This is a genomic window from Microbacterium mcarthurae, assembly GCF_046064585.1.
Lineage (GTDB): Bacteria > Actinomycetota > Actinomycetes > Actinomycetales > Microbacteriaceae > Microbacterium > Microbacterium mcarthurae.
Map to the genome: position 1 here is coordinate 120,618 of NZ_JAROCE010000001.1, position 20,936 is coordinate 141,553.

The 20,936-nt window shown below is 69.1% G+C and carries 20 protein-coding genes and 1 tRNA gene; 3 read left to right on the forward strand and 18 right to left on the reverse strand.

Features of this window, described 5'->3' with window-relative positions; genetic code table 11:
- Positions 1-3: 3 nt before the first annotated feature.
- Positions 4-435 carry a hotdog fold thioesterase gene (locus P5G46_RS00575; RefSeq protein WP_239276131.1) on the forward strand — a complete coding sequence of 144 codons (432 nt, stop codon included), beginning with the start codon at positions 4-6 and terminating at the stop codon, positions 433-435.
- A 55-nt stretch (positions 436-490) separates the two neighbouring features.
- On the opposite strand, the gene P5G46_RS00580 is transcribed toward P5G46_RS00575, so the two are convergent.
- From P5G46_RS00580 to pyk, 3 genes are all read right to left on the reverse strand, one after another.
- Positions 491-1,111 carry an ANTAR domain-containing response regulator gene (locus P5G46_RS00580; protein WP_239276130.1) on the reverse strand — a complete coding sequence of 207 codons (621 nt, stop codon included), beginning with the start codon at positions 1,109-1,111 and terminating at the stop codon, positions 491-493.
- Between the two features lie 124 nt (positions 1,112-1,235).
- Positions 1,236-1,318 (reverse strand) — tRNA-Leu (locus P5G46_RS00585).
- A gap of 51 nt (positions 1,319-1,369) precedes the next feature.
- Positions 1,370-2,815, reverse strand: a complete 1,446-nt coding sequence (gene pyk / locus P5G46_RS00590) for a pyruvate kinase (RefSeq protein ID WP_408904718.1) — start codon at positions 2,813-2,815, stop codon at positions 1,370-1,372.
- A 321-nt stretch (positions 2,816-3,136) separates the two neighbouring features.
- Between pyk and P5G46_RS00595 the strand changes: the two genes are divergently transcribed.
- Positions 3,137-3,985 (forward strand): hypothetical protein, encoded by an 849-nt coding sequence (locus P5G46_RS00595; protein ID WP_239276128.1) that lies wholly within the window; start codon positions 3,137-3,139, stop codon positions 3,983-3,985.
- Positions 3,986-4,070: 85 nt separating this feature from the next.
- Complete coding sequence (locus tag P5G46_RS00600) at positions 4,071-4,340, forward strand: hypothetical protein (protein WP_239276127.1); 270 nt, start codon at positions 4,071-4,073, stop codon at positions 4,338-4,340.
- Between the two features lie 136 nt (positions 4,341-4,476).
- Here P5G46_RS00600 and P5G46_RS00605 read toward each other — a convergent pair whose 3' ends face one another.
- The 15 genes from P5G46_RS00605 to fmt form a co-directional block, all read right to left on the reverse strand.
- On the reverse strand, positions 4,477-5,943 hold the full coding sequence (locus P5G46_RS00605; RefSeq protein WP_408904719.1) for a glutamate synthase subunit beta: 1,467 nt from the start codon (positions 5,941-5,943) through the stop codon (positions 4,477-4,479).
- Positions 5,936-10,513, reverse strand: coding sequence for a glutamate synthase large subunit (gltB, locus tag P5G46_RS00610; protein WP_408904720.1), 4,578 nt, complete (start codon positions 10,511-10,513; stop codon positions 5,936-5,938). Before gltB ends, P5G46_RS00605 begins: the two co-directional genes overlap by 8 nt.
- A 52-nt stretch (positions 10,514-10,565) precedes the next feature.
- On the reverse strand, positions 10,566-11,570 hold the full coding sequence (gene lgt, locus P5G46_RS00615) for a prolipoprotein diacylglyceryl transferase (RefSeq protein WP_408904721.1): 1,005 nt from the start codon (positions 11,568-11,570) through the stop codon (positions 10,566-10,568).
- Between the two features lie 10 nt (positions 11,571-11,580).
- The gene (gene trpA, locus P5G46_RS00620; RefSeq protein ID WP_408904722.1) at positions 11,581-12,372 is read right to left on the reverse strand and encodes a tryptophan synthase subunit alpha; all 792 of its coding nucleotides are present in this window, start codon (positions 12,370-12,372) and stop codon (positions 11,581-11,583) included.
- Positions 12,369-13,703: a tryptophan synthase subunit beta gene (gene trpB / locus P5G46_RS00625; RefSeq protein WP_408904723.1), complete on the reverse strand. Its 1,335-nt coding sequence runs from the start codon at positions 13,701-13,703 to the stop codon at positions 12,369-12,371. The genes trpA and trpB overlap by 4 nt, the downstream gene beginning before the upstream one ends.
- Positions 13,700-14,476: an indole-3-glycerol phosphate synthase TrpC gene (gene trpC / locus P5G46_RS00630; RefSeq protein ID WP_408904724.1), complete on the reverse strand. Its 777-nt coding sequence runs from the start codon at positions 14,474-14,476 to the stop codon at positions 13,700-13,702. Before trpC ends, trpB begins: the two co-directional genes overlap by 4 nt.
- 2 nt (positions 14,477-14,478) lie before the next feature.
- The gene (locus P5G46_RS00635; protein ID WP_239276121.1) at positions 14,479-14,709 is read right to left on the reverse strand and encodes a DUF6704 family protein; all 231 of its coding nucleotides are present in this window, start codon (positions 14,707-14,709) and stop codon (positions 14,479-14,481) included.
- Positions 14,710-14,816: 107 nt separating this feature from the next.
- Positions 14,817-15,404 (reverse strand): Trp biosynthesis-associated membrane protein, encoded by a 588-nt coding sequence (locus tag P5G46_RS00640; RefSeq protein WP_408904725.1) that lies wholly within the window; start codon positions 15,402-15,404, stop codon positions 14,817-14,819.
- Positions 15,404-15,751, reverse strand: a complete 348-nt coding sequence (gene hisI, locus P5G46_RS00645; RefSeq protein WP_239276119.1) for a phosphoribosyl-AMP cyclohydrolase — start codon at positions 15,749-15,751, stop codon at positions 15,404-15,406. The genes P5G46_RS00640 and hisI overlap by 1 nt, the downstream gene beginning before the upstream one ends.
- Positions 15,748-16,512 carry an imidazole glycerol phosphate synthase subunit HisF gene (gene hisF / locus P5G46_RS00650; RefSeq protein WP_408904726.1) on the reverse strand — a complete coding sequence of 255 codons (765 nt, stop codon included), beginning with the start codon at positions 16,510-16,512 and terminating at the stop codon, positions 15,748-15,750. The genes hisI and hisF overlap by 4 nt, the downstream gene beginning before the upstream one ends.
- On the reverse strand, positions 16,512-17,354 hold the full coding sequence (gene hisG / locus P5G46_RS00655) for an ATP phosphoribosyltransferase (RefSeq protein WP_408904727.1): 843 nt from the start codon (positions 17,352-17,354) through the stop codon (positions 16,512-16,514). The genes hisF and hisG overlap by 1 nt, the downstream gene beginning before the upstream one ends.
- A 46-nt stretch (positions 17,355-17,400) precedes the next feature.
- Positions 17,401-17,664: a phosphoribosyl-ATP diphosphatase gene (locus P5G46_RS00660; RefSeq protein WP_239276116.1), complete on the reverse strand. Its 264-nt coding sequence runs from the start codon at positions 17,662-17,664 to the stop codon at positions 17,401-17,403.
- 183 nt (positions 17,665-17,847) lie between these two features.
- Positions 17,848-18,507: a ribulose-phosphate 3-epimerase gene (gene rpe, locus P5G46_RS00665; protein WP_308192650.1), complete on the reverse strand. Its 660-nt coding sequence runs from the start codon at positions 18,505-18,507 to the stop codon at positions 17,848-17,850.
- 99 nt (positions 18,508-18,606) lie between these two features.
- On the reverse strand, positions 18,607-19,974 hold the full coding sequence (locus tag P5G46_RS00670; protein WP_408904728.1) for an RsmB/NOP family class I SAM-dependent RNA methyltransferase: 1,368 nt from the start codon (positions 19,972-19,974) through the stop codon (positions 18,607-18,609).
- Positions 19,975-19,976: 2 nt separating this feature from the next.
- Positions 19,977-20,894, reverse strand: coding sequence for a methionyl-tRNA formyltransferase (gene fmt, locus P5G46_RS00675; RefSeq protein WP_408904729.1), 918 nt, complete (start codon positions 20,892-20,894; stop codon positions 19,977-19,979).
- Positions 20,895-20,936: the final 42 nt, after the last annotated feature.

Below are 20,936 nucleotides of genomic sequence, written 5' to 3' on the forward strand. Positions count from 1 at the left end.
ACGATGACCTCCACGACCCCCGACACCACCTCCGGACTCGACTGGGCCAAGCAGCGCGGAATGGGCGCTCTCGCCGAGAAGATGGGCATCGAGTGGGTCGAGTTCTCGGTCGAGCGCAGCGTCGCCACGATGCCGGTCGAGGGCAACACGCAGCCCGTCGGGCTGCTCCACGGCGGCGCCTACGTCGTGCTCGGAGAATCGCTGGGCTCGATGGCCGCGAACCTGTACGCCGGTGCCGGGCGTCTGGCCGTCGGCATCGACATCAACGCGACACACACTCGTTCGGCGACCTCGGGCATCGTCACGGGGGTCTGCACGCCGATCCACCTCGGCCGCTCCCTCACCGTCCACGAGATCGCCGTCTCCGACGAACAGGGCCGCCGATGCTCGACGATCCGCATCACCAATCTGATCAAGGACGCCCCGGCCCGCTGAGCCCAACGAAAAAGGGATGCCACCGCGGTGGCATCCCTCTTCGAATGACGGGGGGTCAGCTCTTCTTGGGCGCGAGCTGCTCGATGATGGCCTTCGCCACGTCCTGCATGGTGAGGCGACGGTCCATGGAGGCCTTCTGGATCCAGCGGAACGCCTCGGGCTCGGAAAGCCCCATCTTCTCGTTGAGCAGGCCCTTAGCGCGGTCGACGAGCTTCCGCGTCTCGAAGCGCTCGACCATGTCCGCCACCTCTGCCTCGAGCGTGATGATCTGCTCGTAGCGGGCCAGAGCGATCTCGATCGCGGGAAGCAGATCGTTCGGCGTGAACGGCTTGACGACGTACGCCAGCGCGCCCGCCTCGCTCGCACGCTCCACGAGCTCCTTCTGGCTGAACGCCGTCAGGAGCACGACCGGGGCGATGTGGTTCTTGCTGAGCTTCTCGGCCGCGCTGATGCCGTCGAGCTGCGGCATCTTGACATCCATGATGACCAGGTCGGGGCGCAGCTCGGTGGCCAGCTGGACGGCGGTCTCGCCGTCACCGGCCTCACCGACGACGTCGAAGCCGTTATCGCGGAGGATCTCGACGATGTCGAGACGAATCAGCGACTCGTCTTCCGCCACGACGACGCGACGGGGTGCGGTGGGCGCGCTCGCCGGCGCGGCTTCGTGATCTGTCACGGTTCCATCCTAAGACTGTGGGTGCGATGAACACCGTCACGGTGCGCATCTGTGCGGCGCCCTTGCGCAACCGAGGGCCAAGAGGTTATCGGAGCGACTCCGCAGCGGAGCCCACCCCTTATCGTGCCGGTGGTGGGATTCGAACCCACACGCCCTTTCGGACAGAGCATTTTGAGTGCCCCGCGTCTGCCATTCCGCCACACCGGCCGGTGTCGCGCTGATCGACCCTAGCGCACAGGGCCGATCAGCGCGTCGGAGTCAGTTGTCCTGATATCCGGGAGCCGCGCCGTGCACGGCATCGCCCACGCGGTGCACGCGCAGGTCGTTGGTGGATCCGGCGATTCCCGGAGGGGAACCGGAGATGACGACGACCTTGTCACCGATCTTGGCGAGGTCGTTGGCCAGCAGGTAGTCGTCCACCTGGAGGAACATCTTGTCGGTGTGCGACACGTGCTCGACGAGCGTCGAGCGCACGCCCCACGTCAGCGCGAGGCGCCGGCGGATGCCGGGCTCGGGCGTGAACGCGATCATCGGAATCGTGGAGCGAAGGCGCGACATGCGGCGCGCCGAGTCGCCCGACTCGGTGAAGACGCAGAGGTACTTGGCATCCACGAAGTCGGCCACCTCGACGGCGGCGAGGGTGATCGCGCCGCCCTGCGTGCGCGGCTTGTTCGTCAGGGGGGCGATGCGCTCGAGACCGTGCTCCTCGGTCGACTGAACGATGCGCGCCATGGTCTCCACGACCACGACCGGGTACGCCCCGACGCTCGTCTCTCCGGACAGCATGACCGCATCGGCGCCGTCGAGGACGGCGTTGGCGACGTCGCTGGTCTCGGCGCGGGTCGGAACCGGGTTCTCGATCATCGACTCGAGCATCTGCGTCGCGACGATCACGGGCTTTGCCATGCGGCGGCAGAGCTCCACCGCACGCTTCTGCACGATGGGCACGGCCTCGAGCGGGAGCTCGACGCCGAGGTCGCCGCGGGCGACCATGATGCCGTCGAACGCGTCGATGATCTCTTCGAGGTTGTCGACCGCCTGCGGCTTCTCGATCTTGGCGATGACCGGGATATACCGGCCCTCTTCGCCCATGATCTCGTGGACGCGCTCGATGTCCTTCGCGTCACGCACGAACGACAGGGCGATGAGGTCGGCGCCGGCGCGCAGGCCCCAGCGCAGGTCGGCCTCGTCCTTCTCGCTGAGCGCGGGGACGTTCACGGCCACGCCGGGAAGGTTGATGCCCTTGTTGTTGGACACGGGACCGCCGACGACGACGCGGGTGGTGACGACCGTGCCATCGGTCTCGACGACCTCGACGCGCACCTTCCCATCGTCGATGAGGAGGAAGTCGCCGGGCTTCACATCCTGCGGGAGACCCTTGAACGTCGTGCCGACGATCTCCTTCGTTCCGAGGATCTCTTCGATGGTGATCTTGAAGATGTCGCCGGCGGCGAGGTCGTGGGGTCCGTTCTCGAACTTTCCGAGGCGGATCTTCGGACCCTGCAGGTCGACGAGCGCGGCGACCGGGCGGCCGGCGTCCTCCGCCGCCTTGCGCACGTTGGCGAAGTTGGCATCGTGCACGGAGTAGTCTCCGTGGCTCAGGTTCAGTCGGGCGACGTCCACCCCGGCGTCGATGATGGCGCGAACCATCTCATACGACGACGTGGCGGGGCCGAGGGTTGCGACGATCTTGGCGCGTCTCATCCGTTTACAAGCTCCGTCAGGATATTCGGGAAGTGGCCGAACGGCCCTCACCAGCTTAGGGCCTGTCGAAGAACCGCGTGAGTTGGTGACTCAGCCACCTGCCGCGGTCGGTGCATTGCGTCTTGGGGTGGACCTTGACCTGCTGGCCGGGTGTCCGCCCTACCAGTTCCGCCGGTGGGTGAACTTACGGACGATCCTGGAGCAGTCTGCGTCGCTCATTGCGGCGATGTGGTGCCTCGGAGCGACTGAACGGGCTCTAACGTCCGAAGGCGGTAGGCGCCTCATACGCCCGCGTCTTGCCCCCGGATGATAGGAGATAACTTGCTTCATCCCGACGCTTTCTCGCGTTCTACTTTTGTGTTCTGCGCACTGATCACGGCCAGTGCGTTGCTGGCGGGTTGTGCCGGCGCATCCAATTCGCCCTCTGACTTGACGACTGTCGTCACCCTTGAAGAGAACGTTCCTATGGGGAAAGAGTCGGTTCTTCCCGCGAACGTGGGTGAACCACTTACGGCTTACGTTCCCGAAGACGGTTCAGAGATTTACCTGCCTGAACCGGTAGAAGTGGCTGTGATGGGTGGCTCGTTGGAACGGCTCGGCGAGGATGTTCCGATCGACGAACTCATCGAGGAGGCTGAGTCTCTCGGACAGAACATCGTTCCGGCGTTCGAGGAGGCGGGCCTGACCGGGAGGGAAGAGCATTCTTTGAACTGGGATCGCCCGGGGGATGCCTCAACAAGAGACTTCGTCGTGCAGACGGCTGCCTCCGTGGAGACCGCATCAGTCGTGATCTCGCCCGCATCGACGAGCGCGTACACTCGCCTTCTCGTCTGGAATGACAACAAGTACGTTCAGAATGTTCTTCGGTACGGCACGTCGACCTGGGGATGGGTCCACAGCAGGGATAAACATGGTGTGACCCAGTCCATGATCAAGAAGACCACCATGTTCCCGCGCTCTCGCACCGTCAGCGGATCCAACATCTATTACCAAACCCCCGCGATCAAATACATATGCTGGATGGCTTCTTGCTCGATCGACCGGCAAATGGACGTGCGGGTCGTCTACGATCTCGCGCGCCAGTCTGACAACTTCGCGAAGGGTGTCATCACGGCGTACTGTGTCGGCCCAACAGTTTGCCCGCAATGGGTTCGCGATGTCGCAGGATGACGTTACCCCGGACGGCCAAGAACCATCGTCCCTGGATTTCTCACCGTTCGTGCGAGATCGGTTTCCCGCCGGCGGGCTCCTCGGGATGAAGGTCGTCAGCGTTTCTCAAGAGGGGACGACCCTCCGCGTGGTGTTCGACGGTGTTCCTCAGATCCGGCCCGGGCGCTTCGGAGTGCGAATCGTGACACCAGAGCGCGTGGGCGATCCTCGGTGGAATGAATTCCCGGTCACACACGACGACCCCGAGGAGTGGGCGTCGCTCGCCATCATTTTGGAGCTCGTCGAGGTCTACGACACAACCGCCCAGAGCTTCGACGGCCTTCCCGACGCAGACGGGATCATCTGGTTGAGCTGACGTCAGCGAGATACGTACAGATGCAGAGATCGGTGAGCGGTGGCGTGCGGCCCATGAACCACGACGCCACCGCCCCCTTTGCCCCTACCGTCGCGGTATCTCCCGGCGCATCGACACCAGAGGTTCGTGACAGGCGTCAGGCGGGCAGAAGCCCGATGGCGACATCGGTGGGGCGCACCGGTGCAGGCAGCACCGTTTCGCCCATGAGGAACGTGTCGACCTCGGCGGCCGCGGCGCGACCCTCGGCGATGGCCCACACGATGAGCGACTGGCCGCGCCCGGCGTCACCGGCCACGAACACGCCCGGGGCGGTCGTGGCGTAGGTAGCGTCGCGTTCGACGTTGCCGCGGTTGGTGAACTGCGCGCCCAGCTGCTGCTCCAGGTTCTCCCGCTCGGGGCCGGTGAAGCCCATGGCGATCAGAACCAGGTCGGCGGGAATCTCGCGCTCGGTGCCGCTCCTGGGTACGCGGCGACCGTCGATGTACTCGGTCTCGGCCACGCGAAGCGCGCGCACCTCCCCCGCCTCGTTGCCGAGGAACTCGACGGTGGACGCGAGGTAGGTGCGTTCGCCCCCCTCCTCGTGCGCGGACGCGACCTCGAACAGGTTCGGCATCATCGGCCACGGCTGGTCCATCGGTCGCTCCGACGGGGGCTGCTTGCCGATCGCGAGGTTCGTCACGCTCAGCGCACCCTGACGGTGCGCGGTGCCGATGCAGTCCGCGCCGGTGTCGCCACCACCGATGACGACGACGTGCTTGCCTTCGGCGGTGATCTGCTGCGGGATCTGGTCGCCCGCGACGGCCTTGTTGCCCTCGACGAGGTACTCCATGGCGAAGTGGACACCGTCGAGGTCGCGGCCCGGGATCGCGAGGTCACGCGGCACGGTCGAACCCGTGGCCACCACGACGGCGTCGTAGCGGGCGCGCAGGTCGCTCCACGAGATGTCGGTGCCGATCTCGACGCCCGCGCGGAAGCGCGTGCCCTCGGCCTGCATCTGCCGAAGCCGCAGTTCGAGGTGGCGCTTCTCCATCTTGAAGTCCGGGATGCCGTAGCGCAGCAGTCCGCCGATCCGGTCGTCGCGCTCGTACACCGCGACGGTGTGGCCGGCGCGCGTGAGCTGCTGCGCCGCGGCCAGGCCCGCGGGTCCCGAGCCGACGACGGCCACGGTCTTGCCGGTGAGACGCTCGGGCGGCTCGGGCTCGACCCACCCGTTCGAGAACGCCTCGTCGATGATCGAGACCTCGACCTGCTTGATCGTCACCGCGGGCTGGTTGATGCCCAGCACGCACGAGCTCTCGCAGGGCGCGGGGCACAGACGACCCGTGAACTCGGGGAAGTTGTTCGTGGCGTGCAGCCGCTCGATCGCCGCGCGACCCTCCCCGCGCCACGTGAGGTCGTTCCACTCGGGAATGAGGTTGCCCAGCGGACAGCCCTTGTGACAGAACGGGATGCCGCAGTCCATGCAGCGTCCGGCCTGGCGGCGGATGACGGCCGAGTCGCCCGGCTCGTACACCTCTTTCCAGTCCATGATGCGAACGGGCACGGGGCGCCGCTTGGGGAGCTCACGCTCCGTGACCTTGAGAAAGCCTTTCGGGTCAGCCACCCGTCACCTCCAGAATGCGTGTCCAGACGACGTCGCCGTCGGGGTCGAGCCCCTCGGCGACCGCCTCCTGGCGGGTCTGCAGAACCGCGGCGTAATCGCGCGGCAGTACCCGGACGAAGTTCTCCACCTCGACCTCGAAGTCTGCGAGCAGACGACGGGCCAGCGTGGAGTCGGTCTCGGCGACGTGCTTCTCGAGCAGGTCGCGCAGCATCTCGGCATCCCCCGATCCGAGGGGACCGAGTTCGAGTTCGCCGGATGCCAGGGCTTCCCGGTTCACCAGGTCGGTGTCGAGCTTGTAGACGTACGCCTGTCCGCCGGACATACCGGCGCCGAGGTTGCGGCCCGTCGCCCCGAGGATGACGGCGAGGCCACCGGTCATGTACTCCAGCGCGTGGTCGCCCACGCCCTCGACGACCGCGGTGGCGCCCGAGTTGCGGACGAGGAACCGCTCCCCCACGACGCCGTTCAGGAACATCTGTCCCTGGGTGGCGCCGTAGCCGATGACGTTTCCGGCGATCACGTTCTCGGACGCCTCGAAGGTCGATCCGCGCGGAGGGCGCACGACGATCTTGCCGCCCGACAGGCCCTTGCCGACGTAGTCGTTCGAGTCGCCTTCGAGGCGCAGCGTGATGCCCGCGGGCATGAACGCACCCAACGACTGTCCGGCCGAACCCGTGAGGCGCACATCGATCGCCCCGTCCGGGAGCCCGTGCTCGCCGTGCGCCTTCGTGACGTGGTGACCGAGCATGGTCCCGACCGCACGGGCGGTGTTGCGCACGGGCAGATCGATGGCGACGGTCCCGCCGTGGGCGATGACGTCCTGCGCCCGTTCGATGAGCTGCACGTCGAAGTGGTCGTCGAGTTCGTGGTCCTGGTTGCGCCCGTGGCGGCGCGGCTCGTCGTCGGCGAAACGCGGCCCCTCGAGGATCGGGGCGAGGTTGAGGCCCCGGGCCTTCCAGTGCTCCACCGCGCCGTTGACGTCGAGCAGCTCGGAGCGCCCGACGATCTCGTCGATGGAACGGTATCCGAGGGCGGCCAGGTACTCCCGGACCTCCTGCGCGATGAACTCCATGAAGTTCACGACGTACTCGGCCTTGCCCGTGAACCGCTGACGCAGCACCGGGTTCTGGGTCGCGACTCCCACGGGGCACGTGTCGAGGTGGCAGACGCGCATCATGATGCAGCCCGAGACGACGAGCGGCGCGGTGGCGAAACCGAACTCCTCGGCGCCCAGGAGCGCGCCGATGATCACGTCGCGACCGGTCTTCATCTGGCCGTCCACCTGCACCACGACGCGGTCCCGCATGCCGTTCAGCATGAGGGTCTGCTGGGTCTCGGCGAGCCCGAGCTCCCACGGCGTGCCCGCGTGCTTGAGCGAGTTCATCGGGCTGGCGCCCGTTCCGCCGTCCTGCCCGGAGACGAGGATGACGTCGCTCAGGGCCTTCGCGACGCCGGCCGCGACCGCACCGATGCCCGACTGGCTCACGAGCTTGGTGTGGATGCGGGCCGACGGGTTCGCGCGCTTGAGGTCGAAGATGAGCTGCTTGAGGTCTTCGATCGAGTAGATGTCGTGGTGCGGCGGGGGCGAGATGAGCCCGACGCCGGCGGTCGCGTGGCGCGTGCGCGCCACCCACGGGTACACCTTCGCCGGCGGCAGCTGACCGCCCTCGCCGGGCTTGGCGCCCTGAGCGAGCTTGATCTGGATGTCGTCCGCCTCGGTGAGGTAGAGGCTCGTCACACCGAACCGACCGGATGCCACCTGCTTGATGGCGCTCCGGCGCTCGGGGTCGAGCAGTCGCTCGACGTCCTCTCCACCTTCACCGGTGTTCGACTTGCCGCCGATGCGGTTCATCGCGATCGCCAGGACCTCGTGCGCCTCCTGGGAGATCGAGCCGTAGCTCATCGCTCCCGTCTGGAAGCGCTTGACGATCGCCGAGACCGGCTCGACCTCGTCGATGGGCACGGGAGGCCGCTGGCCGGTGCGCAGCGAGAACAGGCCGCGCAGGGTCTTGAGCTCGTGCGCCTGGTCGTCGATGAGCTTGGTGTACTCGCGGAAGATGTCGTAGCGACGCTCGCGGGTGGCATGCTGCAGGCGGAACACCGTGTCCGGGTTGAACAGGTGGGGTGCTCCGTCGCGGCGCCACTGATACTCGCCGCCGGTCCACAGCCGCTCGTGCGCGCGGGCGGCGGCATCCTCGGGGTAGGCGTACTCGTGGCGCGCGGCGTTCTCGGCCGCGATGACGTCCAGACCCACGCCGCCGAGCTTGGTCTCGGTGCCGGTGAAGTAGGCATCCACGAACTCGCGCGAGAGCCCGACCGCCTCGAACACCTGCGCACCGGCGTAGGAGGAGACCGTCGAGATGCCCATCTTGGACATGATCTTCAGCACGCCCTTGCCGAGCCCGTAGATGAGGTTCTTCACGGCCTTCTGCGGGGTGACGCCCGTGATGAAGCCCGCGCGGACGAGGTACTCGACCGTCTCCATCGCCAGGTACGGGTTGACCGCCGATGCGCCGTAGCCGATGAGGGTCGCGACGTGGTGCACCTCGCGCACGTCGCCCGCCTCGACCACGAGACCCACCTTCATGCGGGTCTCCTTGCGGATGAGGTGGTGGTGCACCGCGGCGAGCATGAGCAGCGACGGGATGGGTGCGAGGTCCTTGTTGGAGTCGCGGTCACTGAGCACGATGAACTCCGCGCCGTCCTCGATCGCCTGGTCGACCTCGGTGCACATCTGCGTGAGGCGCTTCTGCAGCCCCTTGTGCCCCGCCTCGACGCGGTACAGGCCGCGGATCGTCACCGACGAGCGCCCCGGCAGAGCGGTGTCGATGTGCTGGATCTTCGCGAGCTCGTCGTTGTCGATCACGGGGAAGTCGAGCGTCACGGTGCGCGTGTGCTCCGGGCCCCAGTCGAGCAGGTTCCGTTCGGGCCCGAGCCCCAGCGACAGCGACGTGACGACCTCTTCGCGGATCGAGTCCAGCGGCGGGTTCGTGACCTGGGCGAACTGCTGCGTGAAGTAGTCGAACAGCAGCCGCGGACGGTCGCTCAGCACGGCCACGGGCGCGTCGCTGCCCATCGCGCCGAGCGGCTCGGCACCGTTCTGCCCCATGGGGGTCAGGAGCAGTCGCACCTCTTCTTCGGTGTAACCGAAAGTGCGCTGACGGCGCGTGATCGAGGCGATCGGGTGCACGATGTGCTCGCGCTCGGGGAGCTCCGACAGACGCACGCGGCCCGCATCGAGCCACTCCTGCCAGGGCTCGAGAGTCGCGAGCTGCTTCTTGATCTCTTCGTCCTCGACGATGCGACCCTGCGCCGTGTCGACCAGGAACATCCGGCCGGGCTGCAGACGCCCACGGCGCTTGATGCGCTCGGGCGCGAAGTCCAGCACGCCGGTCTCGGACCCGATGACGACAAGGCCGTCGGTGGTCTCGGTCCAGCGGCCGGGACGCAGACCGTTGCGGTCGAGGGTGGCGCCCACGAGCGTGCCGTCGGTGAAGATCAGGGCCGCCGGGCCGTCCCACGGCTCCATCTGCATGGAGTGGTAGTCGTAGAATGCGCGCAGGTCGGGGTCGATGGCGGCCTGCTTCTCGTAGGCCTCGGGGACCATCATCATGATGGCGTGCGGCAGGCTGCGACCGGTGAGGGTCAGCAGTTCCAGCACCTCGTCGAAGGATGCCGAGTCGCTGGCGCCCTCGGTGCAGATGGGCAGCAGCGGGCGCACGTCGCCGATCAGCTCGGACTCCAGCTGCGACTGGCGCGCACGCATCCAGTTGCGGTTGCCCTTGACGGTGTTGATCTCGCCGTTGTGCGCGAGCATGCGCAGCGGCTGGGCGAGGGGCCACGACGGGAACGTGTTCGTGGAGTACCGCGAGTGCACGACCGCGAGCTCCGAGGCGAAACGCTCGTCCTGCAGGTCGGGGTAGAACGGCTCGAGCTGGAGGGTCGTGACCATGCCCTTGTAGCCGAGGGTGCGGCTCGACAGCGACACGAAGTACGCGTCGAGCTCGTGACGGGCACGCTTGCGCAGCCGGTAGACCCGCCGGTCCAGCGCGATGCCCGACAGCGCGGGCTGGTCGCCGACAGCGGGGTGCGACACGAACAGCTGCTCGAAGGCGGGCCGGGCGTCGAAGGCGAGCTTGCCGAGGTTCTCGGGCTCGGTCGGCACCTCGCGCCACCCCAGCACGTGGAGGTTCTCGGCGCGGGCGATCTCCTCGATGCCGGCCTTCTGCGCGGCGCGCTCCTCGTGCCCGAGCGGCAGGAAGACCATGCCCGCGGCGTACTCGCCCATCGGCGGCAGCTCGAAGCCGACGACCTCGCGCAGGAACGCGTCGGGCATCTGCGTGAGGATGCCCGCACCGTCGCCGGTGCCGGCATCCGAACCGATCGCACCGCGGTGCTCGAGGTTGCGGAGCGCCGTCAGCGCCAGGTCGATGATGTCGTGCCCGGGCTCGCCGCGGAGCGTGGCCACCATGGCGAGACCGCACGCGTCCTTCTCGAACGCCGGGTCGTACATGCCCTGCCGGGCGGGGAAGGCGCCGCCGACGGCGCCGGAACGGGAGCTCGAAGCCATACCAACCGTCCTCACGTTGATGCTGCGAATGGGACGACGTCGGCCCAGGGAGTTACTTCGTGGCGAGGCTGCTTGTGGCGCTGGTGCCGACGGTGTCGTTCGTCGCGGGCGGCTCGCTCACGTCGACGAAGTCAGTGGGGTCGGTCGATTCTACAGCCCCCGGAGCCTTCGACTCGCGCCCGGGCATGTACGGCGACGGCTCGAGCCCCAGGTGGCGACGAGACTGCACGACGAAGATGACGAGTCCGAGCACGACTCCGAAGATCGCCGCCCACACGTTCGTGCGAAGCCCGAGGATGATGTCGCTCGGGTCGATACGGATGGATTCCCAGACGATCCGGCCCGCGCTGTACCAGACGAGGTAGAGCGCGAACTGCTTCCCCCACTGCAGCGTGAAGCGCTTGCCGGCCCACAGGATGACCGCGGCGCCGAGGAGGTTCCAGATCACTTCGTAGAGGAAAGTCGGCTGGAAAAGCGTGTCGGATGGCAGCCCGACGGGGATGGCCGGGTTCGGCCGGTCGATCTCGAGGCCCCACGGGAGGTCGGTCGGCTGGCCGAAGAGCTCCTGGTTGAACCAGTTGCCGAAGCGTCCCATCGCCTGGGCGATGATGAGGCCCGGGGCCAGCGCGTCCGCGAAGGTCCAGAAGCGGATGCCGGTCCAGCGGCAGCCGAGGTACGCACCGATCGCACCGCCGATGAGCGCGCCGTAGATGGCGATGCCGCCCTCCCAGATCGCCCAGACGGACCCGGGCTGCAGGGGGTTCCACGGATTCGATCCGGGCCCGAAGTAGAACCCGAGGTGGGTGACCACGTGGTAGATCCGCGCGAACACGATCGCGAGCGGCACCGCCAGCAAGCAGATGTCGATGACGACCCACTTCTCGGCCCCACGTCGCGTCAGACGCGCGTTCGTCAAGAACACGGCCACGATGATGCCCGCGATGATGCAGAGGGCATAGAAGTGGATGCGCAGGGGTCCGAGGTCGATGTACGAGATCGAAGGGCTCGGGATGCTGGCGAGCGCGCCGGCGGCAGCGCTCGAGAGGGCGAACGTCATGCAGTCGAGTCTAGGCGCGCCGTGTCGTGCCCGCCGACAGTTCGGAGGCGAGCTCGCGCAGCGCCGGCACACCACCGTCGCGCAGTGCCTTCACCAGCGCCGTTCCCACGATCGCGCCGTCGGCGTACTCGATGACGCCGGCGACCTGCTCCGCGTTGGAGATGCCGATACCGACGCACGAGTGAGCGGCCCCGTGCTCGCGCAAACGTGCGACGAGGCCGCGGGCAGCGGCATCCAGCTGTGTCCGCTCCCCCGTGATGCCCATCGTCGAGACGGTGTAGACGAACCCGGTCGACGCGCGGACAATCATGTCGAGACGCTCGTCGGTGGACGTGGGGGCGGCGAGGAACACGCGGTCGAGGCCCGTGCGCTCGCTCACGGCGATCCACGCCGACGCGGCGTCGGGGGTGATGTCGGGCGTGATGAGCCCCGCACCACCGGCCGCCGCGAGGTCGTCGGCGTACCGGTCGACGCCGCACTGCTCGACGAGGTTCCAGTACGTCATCACGAGCACCGGCACGTCGGTGCGCGCGGTCACCTCGCGGATGATCGTGAAGAGATCGCGCATGCGGAAACCGTTGGCCAGCGCCGTCTGGGTCGCCTCCTGGATGACCAGACCGTCCATCACGGGATCGCTGTACGGCGGTCCCAGTTCGATGACGTCGGCGCCGGACTCGGCCAGTGCCACCGCCGCCTCGATGCTCGTGGACACGTCGGGGAAACCGGCCGGCAGATAGCCGACGAGGGCGCCGCGTCCTGCGGCGTGCGCCGCGTCGATCGCCGCGGAGACGCGCGAGGTCACAGTTCGACCCCCGCACCGCTCGCGGCGTCCGGGGCGGGCGTGACCTCGACGGGCGAGCCGGGAGCGGATGCCACGGCCTCGGCGCCCGCGGTCTGGGCCGGTCGTCCCTCGGGCGCCGGTGCGTGCTCCGCGTCGTAGAGGGAGAAGTAGCGGGCCGCGGTGTCCATGTCCTTGTCGCCGCGACCGGAGAGGTTCACCGCGATGATGGCATCCGGGCCGAGCTCTCGGCCGATGCGCAGGGCGCCGGCCAGCGCGTGAGCGGACTCGATCGCGGGGATGATGCCCTCGGTGCGCGACAGCAGGCGCAGGGCCTGCATCGCCTCATCGTCGGTCGCGGGGATGTACTGGGCGCGCCCGATGTCCGCCAGCCACGCGTGCTCCGGACCGACGCCGGGGTAATCGAGACCCGCCGAGATCGAATGCGACTCGGTCGTCTGGCCGTCCTCGTCCTGCAGCACGTACGTGCGCGCGCCGTGGAGGACCCCGGGACGCCCGCGCTCGATCGAGGCGGCGTGCTTCGGGGTGTCGACGCCGTCACCGGCGGCCTCGACGCCGTAGAGCGCGACGCCCTCGTCGTCGAGGAAGGCGTCGAACATGCCGATCGCGTTCGATCCGCCGCCCACGCACGCGAAGACCGCGTCGGGCAGGCGACCGAGACGCTCGAGGAACTGCGCGCGGGTCTCTTCGCCGATGACCTTCTGGAAGTCCCTGACCATGGCGGGGAACGGGTGCGGTCCCGCGGCGGTGCCGAAGATGTAGTTCGTCGTCTCGACCGTCGACACCCAGTCTCGGTACGCCTCGTTGATGGCGTCCTTGAGCGTCCGCGAGCCCGTGGTCACCGGGACGACCTCGGCACCGAGCAGGCGCATGCGTGCCACGTTCAGGGCCTGACGCTCGGTGTCGACCTCGCCCATGTAGATCACGCAGTCGAGACCGAACAGAGCGGCCGCCGTCGCGGTGGCGACACCGTGCTGCCCGGCACCCGTCTCGGCGATGACGCGGGTCTTGCCGAGGCGTTTGGTGAGCAGAGCCTGTCCGAGGACGTTGTTGATCTTGTGCGAGCCGGTGTGGTTGAGGTCTTCCCGCTTGAGGAAGACACGGGCGCCGCCCGCGTGCTCGGCGAAGCGCGGCACCTCGGTGAGGACGGAGGGCCGGCCGGCGTAGTCGTGCAGGAGCGTCTTCAGCTCGTCGAGGAACGCCGGGTCGGCCATGGCCGACTCCCACACCTCGGTGAGCTCGTCGATCGCGGCGATCAGCGATTCGGGCATGTAGCGGCCGCCGAAGTCGCCGAAGAACGGCCCCTTCTGGTCGCGCAGGCTCGCGGTGGTCATGCAGTCTCCTGGAGGAAGGCGCGCAGGGTCGCGACGGGGTCGCCGGTCACGAGCGCTTCGCCGACGAGAACGACATCGGCTCCGGCGCCGCGATAGTGCGCGACATCGGCGGGGGCGAGGACGGCCGACTCGGCGATCTTGACGGCATCCGCGGGGAACCGGTCGACGAGGCGGCCGAAGAGGTCGCGATCGAGTTCGAACGTGGAGAGGTCGCGCGCGTTGACGCCGATGAGCTTCGCGCCGAGGTCGGCGGCTCGCTCGAGCTCGTCGGCGGAATGGGTTTCGACGAGAGCGGCCATGCCGAGCTCCGTCGTCAGCTGGTACAGCTCGCGCAGCGTCTTCTGGTCGAGGGCCGCGACGATGAGAAGCACCAGGTCGGCCCCGGACGCGCGGGCCTCGAGCACCTGATACGGCGTCGCGATGAAGTCCTTGCGGAGAACCGGCACCGACACGGCGGCGCGCACGGCCTCGAGATCGGCCAGGCTGCCCTTGAACTTCCGACCCTCGGTGAGCACCGAGATCGCGGACGCCCCGCCCTCCTCGTAGAGGCGCGCCTGCCGGGCCGGATCGGGGATGCTCGCCAGATCGCCGCGCGAGGGACTCGCACGCTTGACCTCGGCGATGATCTTCACCCGGTCGGCGGGGGCGAGCATCGCCACGGCGTCACGCGCGGGGGCCTGAGCGACGGCATCCCGCTCCACCGCGGAGAGCGGACGCGACGCGGCGCGCTGCTCGGCGTCTTCTACCGCTCCGGCCGTGAGGTCGGCCAGCACGGTCAGTGCGCCTTCGGGTTGGACTTCGCGCCGTTCGCGCCGTAGCCGGCCTTGGTCATGATCCAGCCCACGATCGCGCCCACCACGAGGAGGCCGACCGAGGCCCAGACCAGCACCGGCATCTCGAGGTAGAAGAACACCGTGCCGATGGCGACGGCGAGGAGCATGATGATCACGGCCGTCCAGGCAGCGGGCGAGTGTCCGTGGCCGGGATCGCCGATGGGGTTGCTCATGGATCTCCTTCGAGTCGCGCGCGGGCGCGGGGAACAGCGTCGATCCAGTCTATCGAACCGACCGGGCGCGACCCGCGCCGACGCTTCGACGTCGACGGAAGCGTCGATCAGGCGGTGGGGTCGTCGCCGCGCGACAGGTCGTCCCACGAGTCGATCGCGTCGTGCGGCCGCGATCCATCGGCGGGGGCCTCCGCAGCGGTGCGGTACTTGCGCCCCGCGCTCCCCTGCCACCGGCGGGCGGTGACCAGCGTGAAGGCCGCAGCCGCCGCGAGGAGGATCTGCGCGAGAAGCGTCACGGCCGGCCACGGGGTCAGCACCATCGACGCGACGAGATCGGCGGCGGCATCCCCGCCGGAGATGCCGGTGGCCTCGGCGACGGTCGCGGCAGTCGCGGACACCGGCATCGTGAGCAGCAGCTGCGCGGTCGCGACGCCGACGATGCCGGCGATCGCCAGGGCGAGGGCGGCGAGGATGTAGCGCATGACGGGACCGACGATCGAGAGGGCGGCCGCGAGCGCGAGCACGGCCAGGCTCAATGGGGTGAGCACCGGGATGGCGTCGGACCCGGCCACCGCGAGGGGCTGCTGCGCGCCGTCGGACAGGGTGACGTCGATCCACGTCTGGGTGGAGGAGATCACGCTCACGGCGCCGACTCCCAGCATGCCGACGACGGCGAGCGAGCGCGCCCGACGCATCAGCTCTGCCCCACCACGGGCTCGAGATCGGTGGCGTCGAAGCACGTGTGGTCGCCCGTGTGGCACGCGGCGCCCACCTGGTCCACCTCGATGAGCAGGGTGTCGCCGTCGCAATCCAGGCGTGCGCCCTTCACGATCTGGATGTGACCCGAGGTGTCGCCCTTGCGCCAATACTCCTGACGCGAGCGCGACCAGAACGTCACCCGGCCGGTGGTCAGCGTGCGGCGCAGGGCCTCGGCATCCATCCACCCCACCATGAGCACCTCGCGCGAGTCGAACTGCTGGACGACCGCCGTCACGAGTCCTTGGGCGTCGTACGTGACTCGCTCGACGGCCTCGACGTTCATCGGCGCACCTCGATGCCCTCGGCGGCCATCGCGTCCTTGACCTGGCCGACCGTGAGCTGACCGGAGTGGAACACGGATGCCGCGAGCACGGCGTCGGCCCCGGCGGCGACGGCCGGGGCGAAGTGCTCCAGCGCTCCCGCGCCGCCCGAGGCGATGACCGGCACCGCCGCGACCTGGCGCATGAGCCGCACGAGCTCGAGATCGAAGCCCTGTTTCGTGCCGTCGGCGTCGATGGAGTTCACCAGCAGCTCCCCTGCGCCGCGCTCGACGGCCTCGCGCGCCCACTCGAGGGCGTCGAGGGTCGTCTCGGTGCGCCCGCCGTGCGTGGTGACGACGAAGCCGGAGGGGGTGGATGCCGCGCGCTTGACATCCAGGGACAGCACGATGACCTGCGCGCCGAAACGGTCCGCGATCTCGTCGATGAGTGCCGGCCGTGCGATCGCGGCGGAGTTCACGCCGATCTTGTCGGCACCCACCGACAGCAGGCGCGCGACGTCGTCGGTCGAGCGCACTCCGCCGCCGACGGTGAGCGGGATGAACACCTGTTCGGCGGTGCGCCGGACGACATCGTAGGTCGTGGCGCGCTCGTCGACGGTCGCCGTCACATCCAGGAACGTGATCTCGTCGGCGCCCTGCTCGAAGTAGAGCTTCGCCAGCTCCACGGGGTCGCCCATGTCACGCAGGTCGAGGAAGTTGACGCCCTTCACGACGCGGCCGGCGGCGACGTCGAGGCACGGGATGATGCGACGCGCGAGTGTCATCAGAGCCTCGCGGCGAGGATCTCGGTCACGAGGATCGCCCGGGCGCCGATCGCGTAGAGCTCATCCATGACGCGGTTCACGTCGCGGCGAGGACTCATGACGCGTACCGCCACCCACTCGGGATCGCGCAGGGGCGAGATCGTCGGAGACTCCAGGCCCGGAGCAACGGCGATCGCCTGATCGATGAGCGCCGTGGGCAGGTCGTAGTCGATGAGCACGTACTTGCGTGCGGCGAGCACGCCGCGCAGACGCCGCAGGAGTGTCTCGGTTCCCTCGACCTCCTGCGGTCCGGCGATGAGCACCGCGTCGGATTCGAGCAGCACGGGCCCGAAGATCTCCAGGCCCGCCTGACGCAGCGTGGTACCGGTCGAGACGACATCGGCGACGGCATCCGCGACGCCCAGCTGGACCGCGGACTCGACGGCGCCGTCCAGCGGCACGATGTCGACGGCGATCCCGCGCTCGTCGAGGAACGCGTCGACCAGCCCCGGATAGGCCGTCGCCACGCGCAGACCCTCGAGGTCTTCGACGTCGGTGAAACGGCCGGGGCGTCCGGCGAAGCGGAAGGTCGACCCGGCGAAGCCGAGCGACTCGATCTCACGGGCACCCGGCATGCGGGCGTCGAGGAGCAGGTCGCGGCCCGTGATGCCGACATCGAGGGCGCCCGAGCCGACGTAGGTCGCGATGTCACGAGGACGGAGATAGAAGAACTCGACCTCGTTGACGGGGTCGACGGTGTACAGGTCTTTCGAGTCGCGTCGTCCGGTGTATCCGGCCTCCGAGAGCATCTCGGCGGCGGTTTCGGCGAGCGACCCCTTGTTCGGCACGGCGATTCGCAACATGACGGGGGCTTTCGTGGTTCGTGAGCGTCGGATGGGAGACAGCGGCTCAGAGATGTCGGTAGACGTCCTCGAGCGTCAGGCCCTTCGCGAGCATGAGCGTCTGCAGGTGGTAGAGCAGCTGCGAGATCTCTTCGGCGGCGGCCTCGTCGGACTCGTACTCGGCAGCCATCCACACCTCGGCGGCTTCCTCGACGATCTTCTTGCCGATGGCGTGCACGCCCGCATCGAGCTGGGCGACGGTGCCGGAGCCGGCGGGGCGTTCGACGGCCTTGGCGCTCAGCTCGGCGAACAGGTCGTCGAAGGTCTTCACGCTTCTAGGGTATCGGCTGGGCGGCGGTCGAGATGCCGGGGCGCTGCGCGGGGCGCGGCGGTGCGTGAACGCTGCGCGGTGCACGGCGACGCATAAACGCGATCGGCGCGCATAAACGCGAGGGCAGCGTGTTTCTACGCGTGGATCGCGTTTATGCGTGCGACGGGGCGGCGTGGGACCGGGTCAGTGCGCGTGCCGGGCGGCGAGGGAGCGGAGCGACTGGATCGCGCGGTCGGGATCATCGGCGCCGAACACCGCCGACCCCGCGACGAACGTGTCGGCTCCCGCCTCGGCGGCCTGAGCGATGGTCGATTCGCCGATCCCGCCGTCGACCTGCAGCCACACGCTGGAGCCCCGGCGCCGGGCCTCGTCGGCGAGCGCGCGGAGCTTGGGCATCGTCTCGGGCATGAAGGACTGGCCCCCGAACCCCGGCTCGACCGTCATGACGAGGATCTGGTCGAACTCGTTCAGCACCTCGAACAGGTTCTCCACGGGGGTGGCGGGCTTGACGGCGACACCGGCGCGCGCGCCGATCGACCGGAGTGTGCGGGCCAACGACACGGGGGATGCCGCGGCTTCGAGGTGGAAGGTGACGGACGCCGCACCCAGCTCGGCGTACTCGGGGGCCCACCGATCGGGGTCGTCGATCATGAGGTGGACGTCCAGCGGTACGGGGCTCGTCTCCTGAATGCGGCCCACCATTTGCGGACCGAACGTCAGATTCGGCACGAAATGGTTGTCCATGACATCGACGTGCACGAAGTCCGCGCCGGCGATGCGGGCGAGCTCCGTCTGCATGTTCACGAAGTCGGCGGCGAGGATGCTCGGATTGATGCGGGGCACGGCTCCATTATCCGCGTCGGGTCCGAACCGCCCTGCGCGAGTCGCCACGATTTGTCGCCTCGCCGGGCTCGGCGGCGACAAATCGTGGCGACTCGCGCTTCAGGGGAGGCGACGCAGGAGGGCGATCGACATGGCGTCCGTCCCGTGGCGGTGGGGCCACAACTGGGCGCGCAAGGAGCCGTCGGACTGCGGCGGGAGGTCGATGTCGGCTCCGGCGATGTCGCGCACGACGGCGCGCGCGTCGAGCTCCTCGATGGTGCTGCCGAATTCGCGGCGCACCTCGGCGAGGACGCCCGCCGTCTCCGCGAGGTGCGGGGAGCACGTCACGTACGCCAGCACGCCGCCGGGCGCGAGCGCGCCGAGCCCCGCCCGCACGAGTTCGAGCTGCAGCGCGGTGAGGTCGGGAACATCGGCCGGGGTCTTGCGCCACCGCGCCTCGGGTCGACGGCGCAGGGCCCCGATCCCCGTGCAGGGCGCGTCGACCAGGATGCGGTCGTACGTCCCCGGCGCGCGGGCAGCGCGGTCGCGTCCGTCCTCCTCCGTGACCTCGACCTCGAGCGGAACGGATGCCACAGCCCGACGCACCAGCCCCGCACGAGCGGGCGCGATCTCGTTGGCGTCGAGGTGGGCGCCCGCGGCGAGGGCCTCGGCCGCCAGGAGCGCCGTCTTGCCGCCGGGGCCGGCGCACAGATCGAGCCACCTCTCCCCCGCGACGACGGGACGCACGCGGCTGAGCGCCAGAGCAGCGAGCTGCGACCCTTCGTCCTGGACACGGATGCGTCCCTCGATGCTGCGGATGAGGGCGTCGGGGTCGCCGCCGCGCGTGAAGAACGCCGTCGGGGCGTAGCGCGCGTGCTTCGCGTCGTCGGGGATGTCGGCGAGTCCGGGAAGAGCGACCATCGCCACGCGGGGTGCGTCGTTGTCGGCCGCGAGGAGCGTGTCGAGCTCGTCGGCGCGTCCTTCGGCGGCCAGCGCGCGGCGAAGTGCCCGCACGATCCAGACGGGGTGCGCGCTGCGCAGACCCAGTCGCTCGTCGTCGCTGCGCGCCGCGTCGGTGATCCGCTCCATCCAATGCCCGGGGGTCTCACGGGACACGCGGCGCAGAACGGCGTTGGTGAACCCCGCGGCTCCGCGCCCGCCACCGTGGCGGCGGGCGAGCTCGACCGACTCGTTGACGGCGGCGTGCGAGGCCACCCGCGTCGACAGCAGCTGATGCACCCCGAGCCGCAGCGCGTCGAGCACCGGCGGATCGATGCGGTCGACGGTGCGATCGGCCGCCGCCGTGATGATCGCGTCGTAGGTGCCACGGCGCCGCAGGGTTCCGTACGTCAGTTCGGTGGCGAGACCGGCGTCCTTGGCATCCAGCTTCGCCCGGTCGATCGCGTGCGGCAGCAGAAGATTGGCGTACGCCTCATCTGTCGTGACCGCGCGCAGGACGTCGTAGGCGACCGCGCGCGCCCCTTGCACGCTCACGATCCCAGCACCGGTTCGCTCGCGCGCAGGCCACGGAACCAGTCGCCCGCGGCCATGGCGCCCTTGCCGGCGGGCTGCACGGTCTCCAGGCGCAGCGGCGCGGTGGCGGTACCGACCAGGATCTCTCGGCCGGATGCCACGACCCGGCCCGGCGGGATCGGATCCGCCGCGCTCGTCGAGGCGCGCAGCACCTTCAGGCGTGTGCCGTCGAGAGTGGTGTGCGCACCGGGTTCGGGCGTGACCCCGGCGATGCGCGCCCGCAGGGTCGCGGCATCCTGAGTGAAGTCGAGTGCACCGTCTGCCAAGGTCAGCTTCGGGGCGAGGGTGGCGTCGCCGCCCTGCGGCGTCGCGACCGCCGAGCCGTCGGCGATCGTGTCCACGACGTGGGCGAGCAGCGGTGCGCCGAGATCGGCGAGGGCGTCGAGGACCTCCCCCGCGGTGGCGTTCTCGGGAAGCGTGAAGTGCTCCTCGGCGTAGACGTCGCCGGCATCCAGTTCAGCGACGAGCTGGAACACGCTCGCTCCGGTCTCGCGGTCGCCGGCGATCAGCGCGCGCTGCACCGGTGCCGCACCTCGCCATCGCGGAAGGAGCGAGAAGTGCAGGTTGATCCAGCCGTGCGCGGGCGCCGACAGCAGCGGCTCGCGCACGAGCCCCCCGTACGCCACGATGACGCCCAGTTCGGGCTCGAGCGCGGTGATGCGGGCGGTGGCGTCGGCATCCAGACGGTCGGCCTTGATGATCGGGATGCCGAGCTCCTCGGCGGCCTGCGCGGTCGGCGACGGCGTCAGCACCCGCTTGCGGCCGAGCGGTGCGTCGGACCGTGTGACGACGGCGGCGATCTCGTGCGGACCGCTCGCCAGGGCGCGCAGGGAGGGGACGGCGACGGCGGGGGTGCCGGCGAAGACGAGGCGCATGGTTCTCCTCACGCTTCGGATGCGGGTGGGTGGGACCGGAAG

Coding starts and splice junctions, on each gene's coding strand:
- P5G46_RS00575 (WP_239276131.1), top strand. CDS start 4: ATGACCTCCACGACCCCCGACACCACCTCCGGACTCGACTGGGCCAAG.
- pyk (WP_408904718.1), bottom strand. CDS start 2,815: ATGAGACGCGCCAAGATCGTCGCAACCCTCGGCCCCGCCACGTCGTCG.
- P5G46_RS00600 (WP_239276127.1), top strand. CDS start 4,071: ATGAAGGTCGTCAGCGTTTCTCAAGAGGGGACGACCCTCCGCGTGGTG.
- gltB (WP_408904720.1), bottom strand. CDS start 10,513: ATGGCTTCGAGCTCCCGTTCCGGCGCCGTCGGCGGCGCCTTCCCCGCC.
- lgt (WP_408904721.1), bottom strand. CDS start 11,570: ATGACGTTCGCCCTCTCGAGCGCTGCCGCCGGCGCGCTCGCCAGCATC.
- trpB (WP_408904723.1), bottom strand. CDS start 13,703: ATGACCACCGCGAGCCTGCGCGACCAGAAGGGGCCGTTCTTCGGCGAC.
- P5G46_RS00635 (WP_239276121.1), bottom strand. CDS start 14,709: ATGAGCAACCCCATCGGCGATCCCGGCCACGGACACTCGCCCGCTGCC.
- P5G46_RS00640 (WP_408904725.1), bottom strand. CDS start 15,404: ATGCGTCGGGCGCGCTCGCTCGCCGTCGTCGGCATGCTGGGAGTCGGC.
- hisI (WP_239276119.1), bottom strand. CDS start 15,751: ATGAACGTCGAGGCCGTCGAGCGAGTCACGTACGACGCCCAAGGACTC.
- hisF (WP_408904726.1), bottom strand. CDS start 16,512: ATGACACTCGCGCGTCGCATCATCCCGTGCCTCGACGTCGCCGCCGGC.
- hisG (WP_408904727.1), bottom strand. CDS start 17,354: ATGTTGCGAATCGCCGTGCCGAACAAGGGGTCGCTCGCCGAAACCGCC.
- fmt (WP_408904729.1), bottom strand. CDS start 20,894: ATGCGCCTCGTCTTCGCCGGCACCCCCGCCGTCGCCGTCCCCTCCCTG.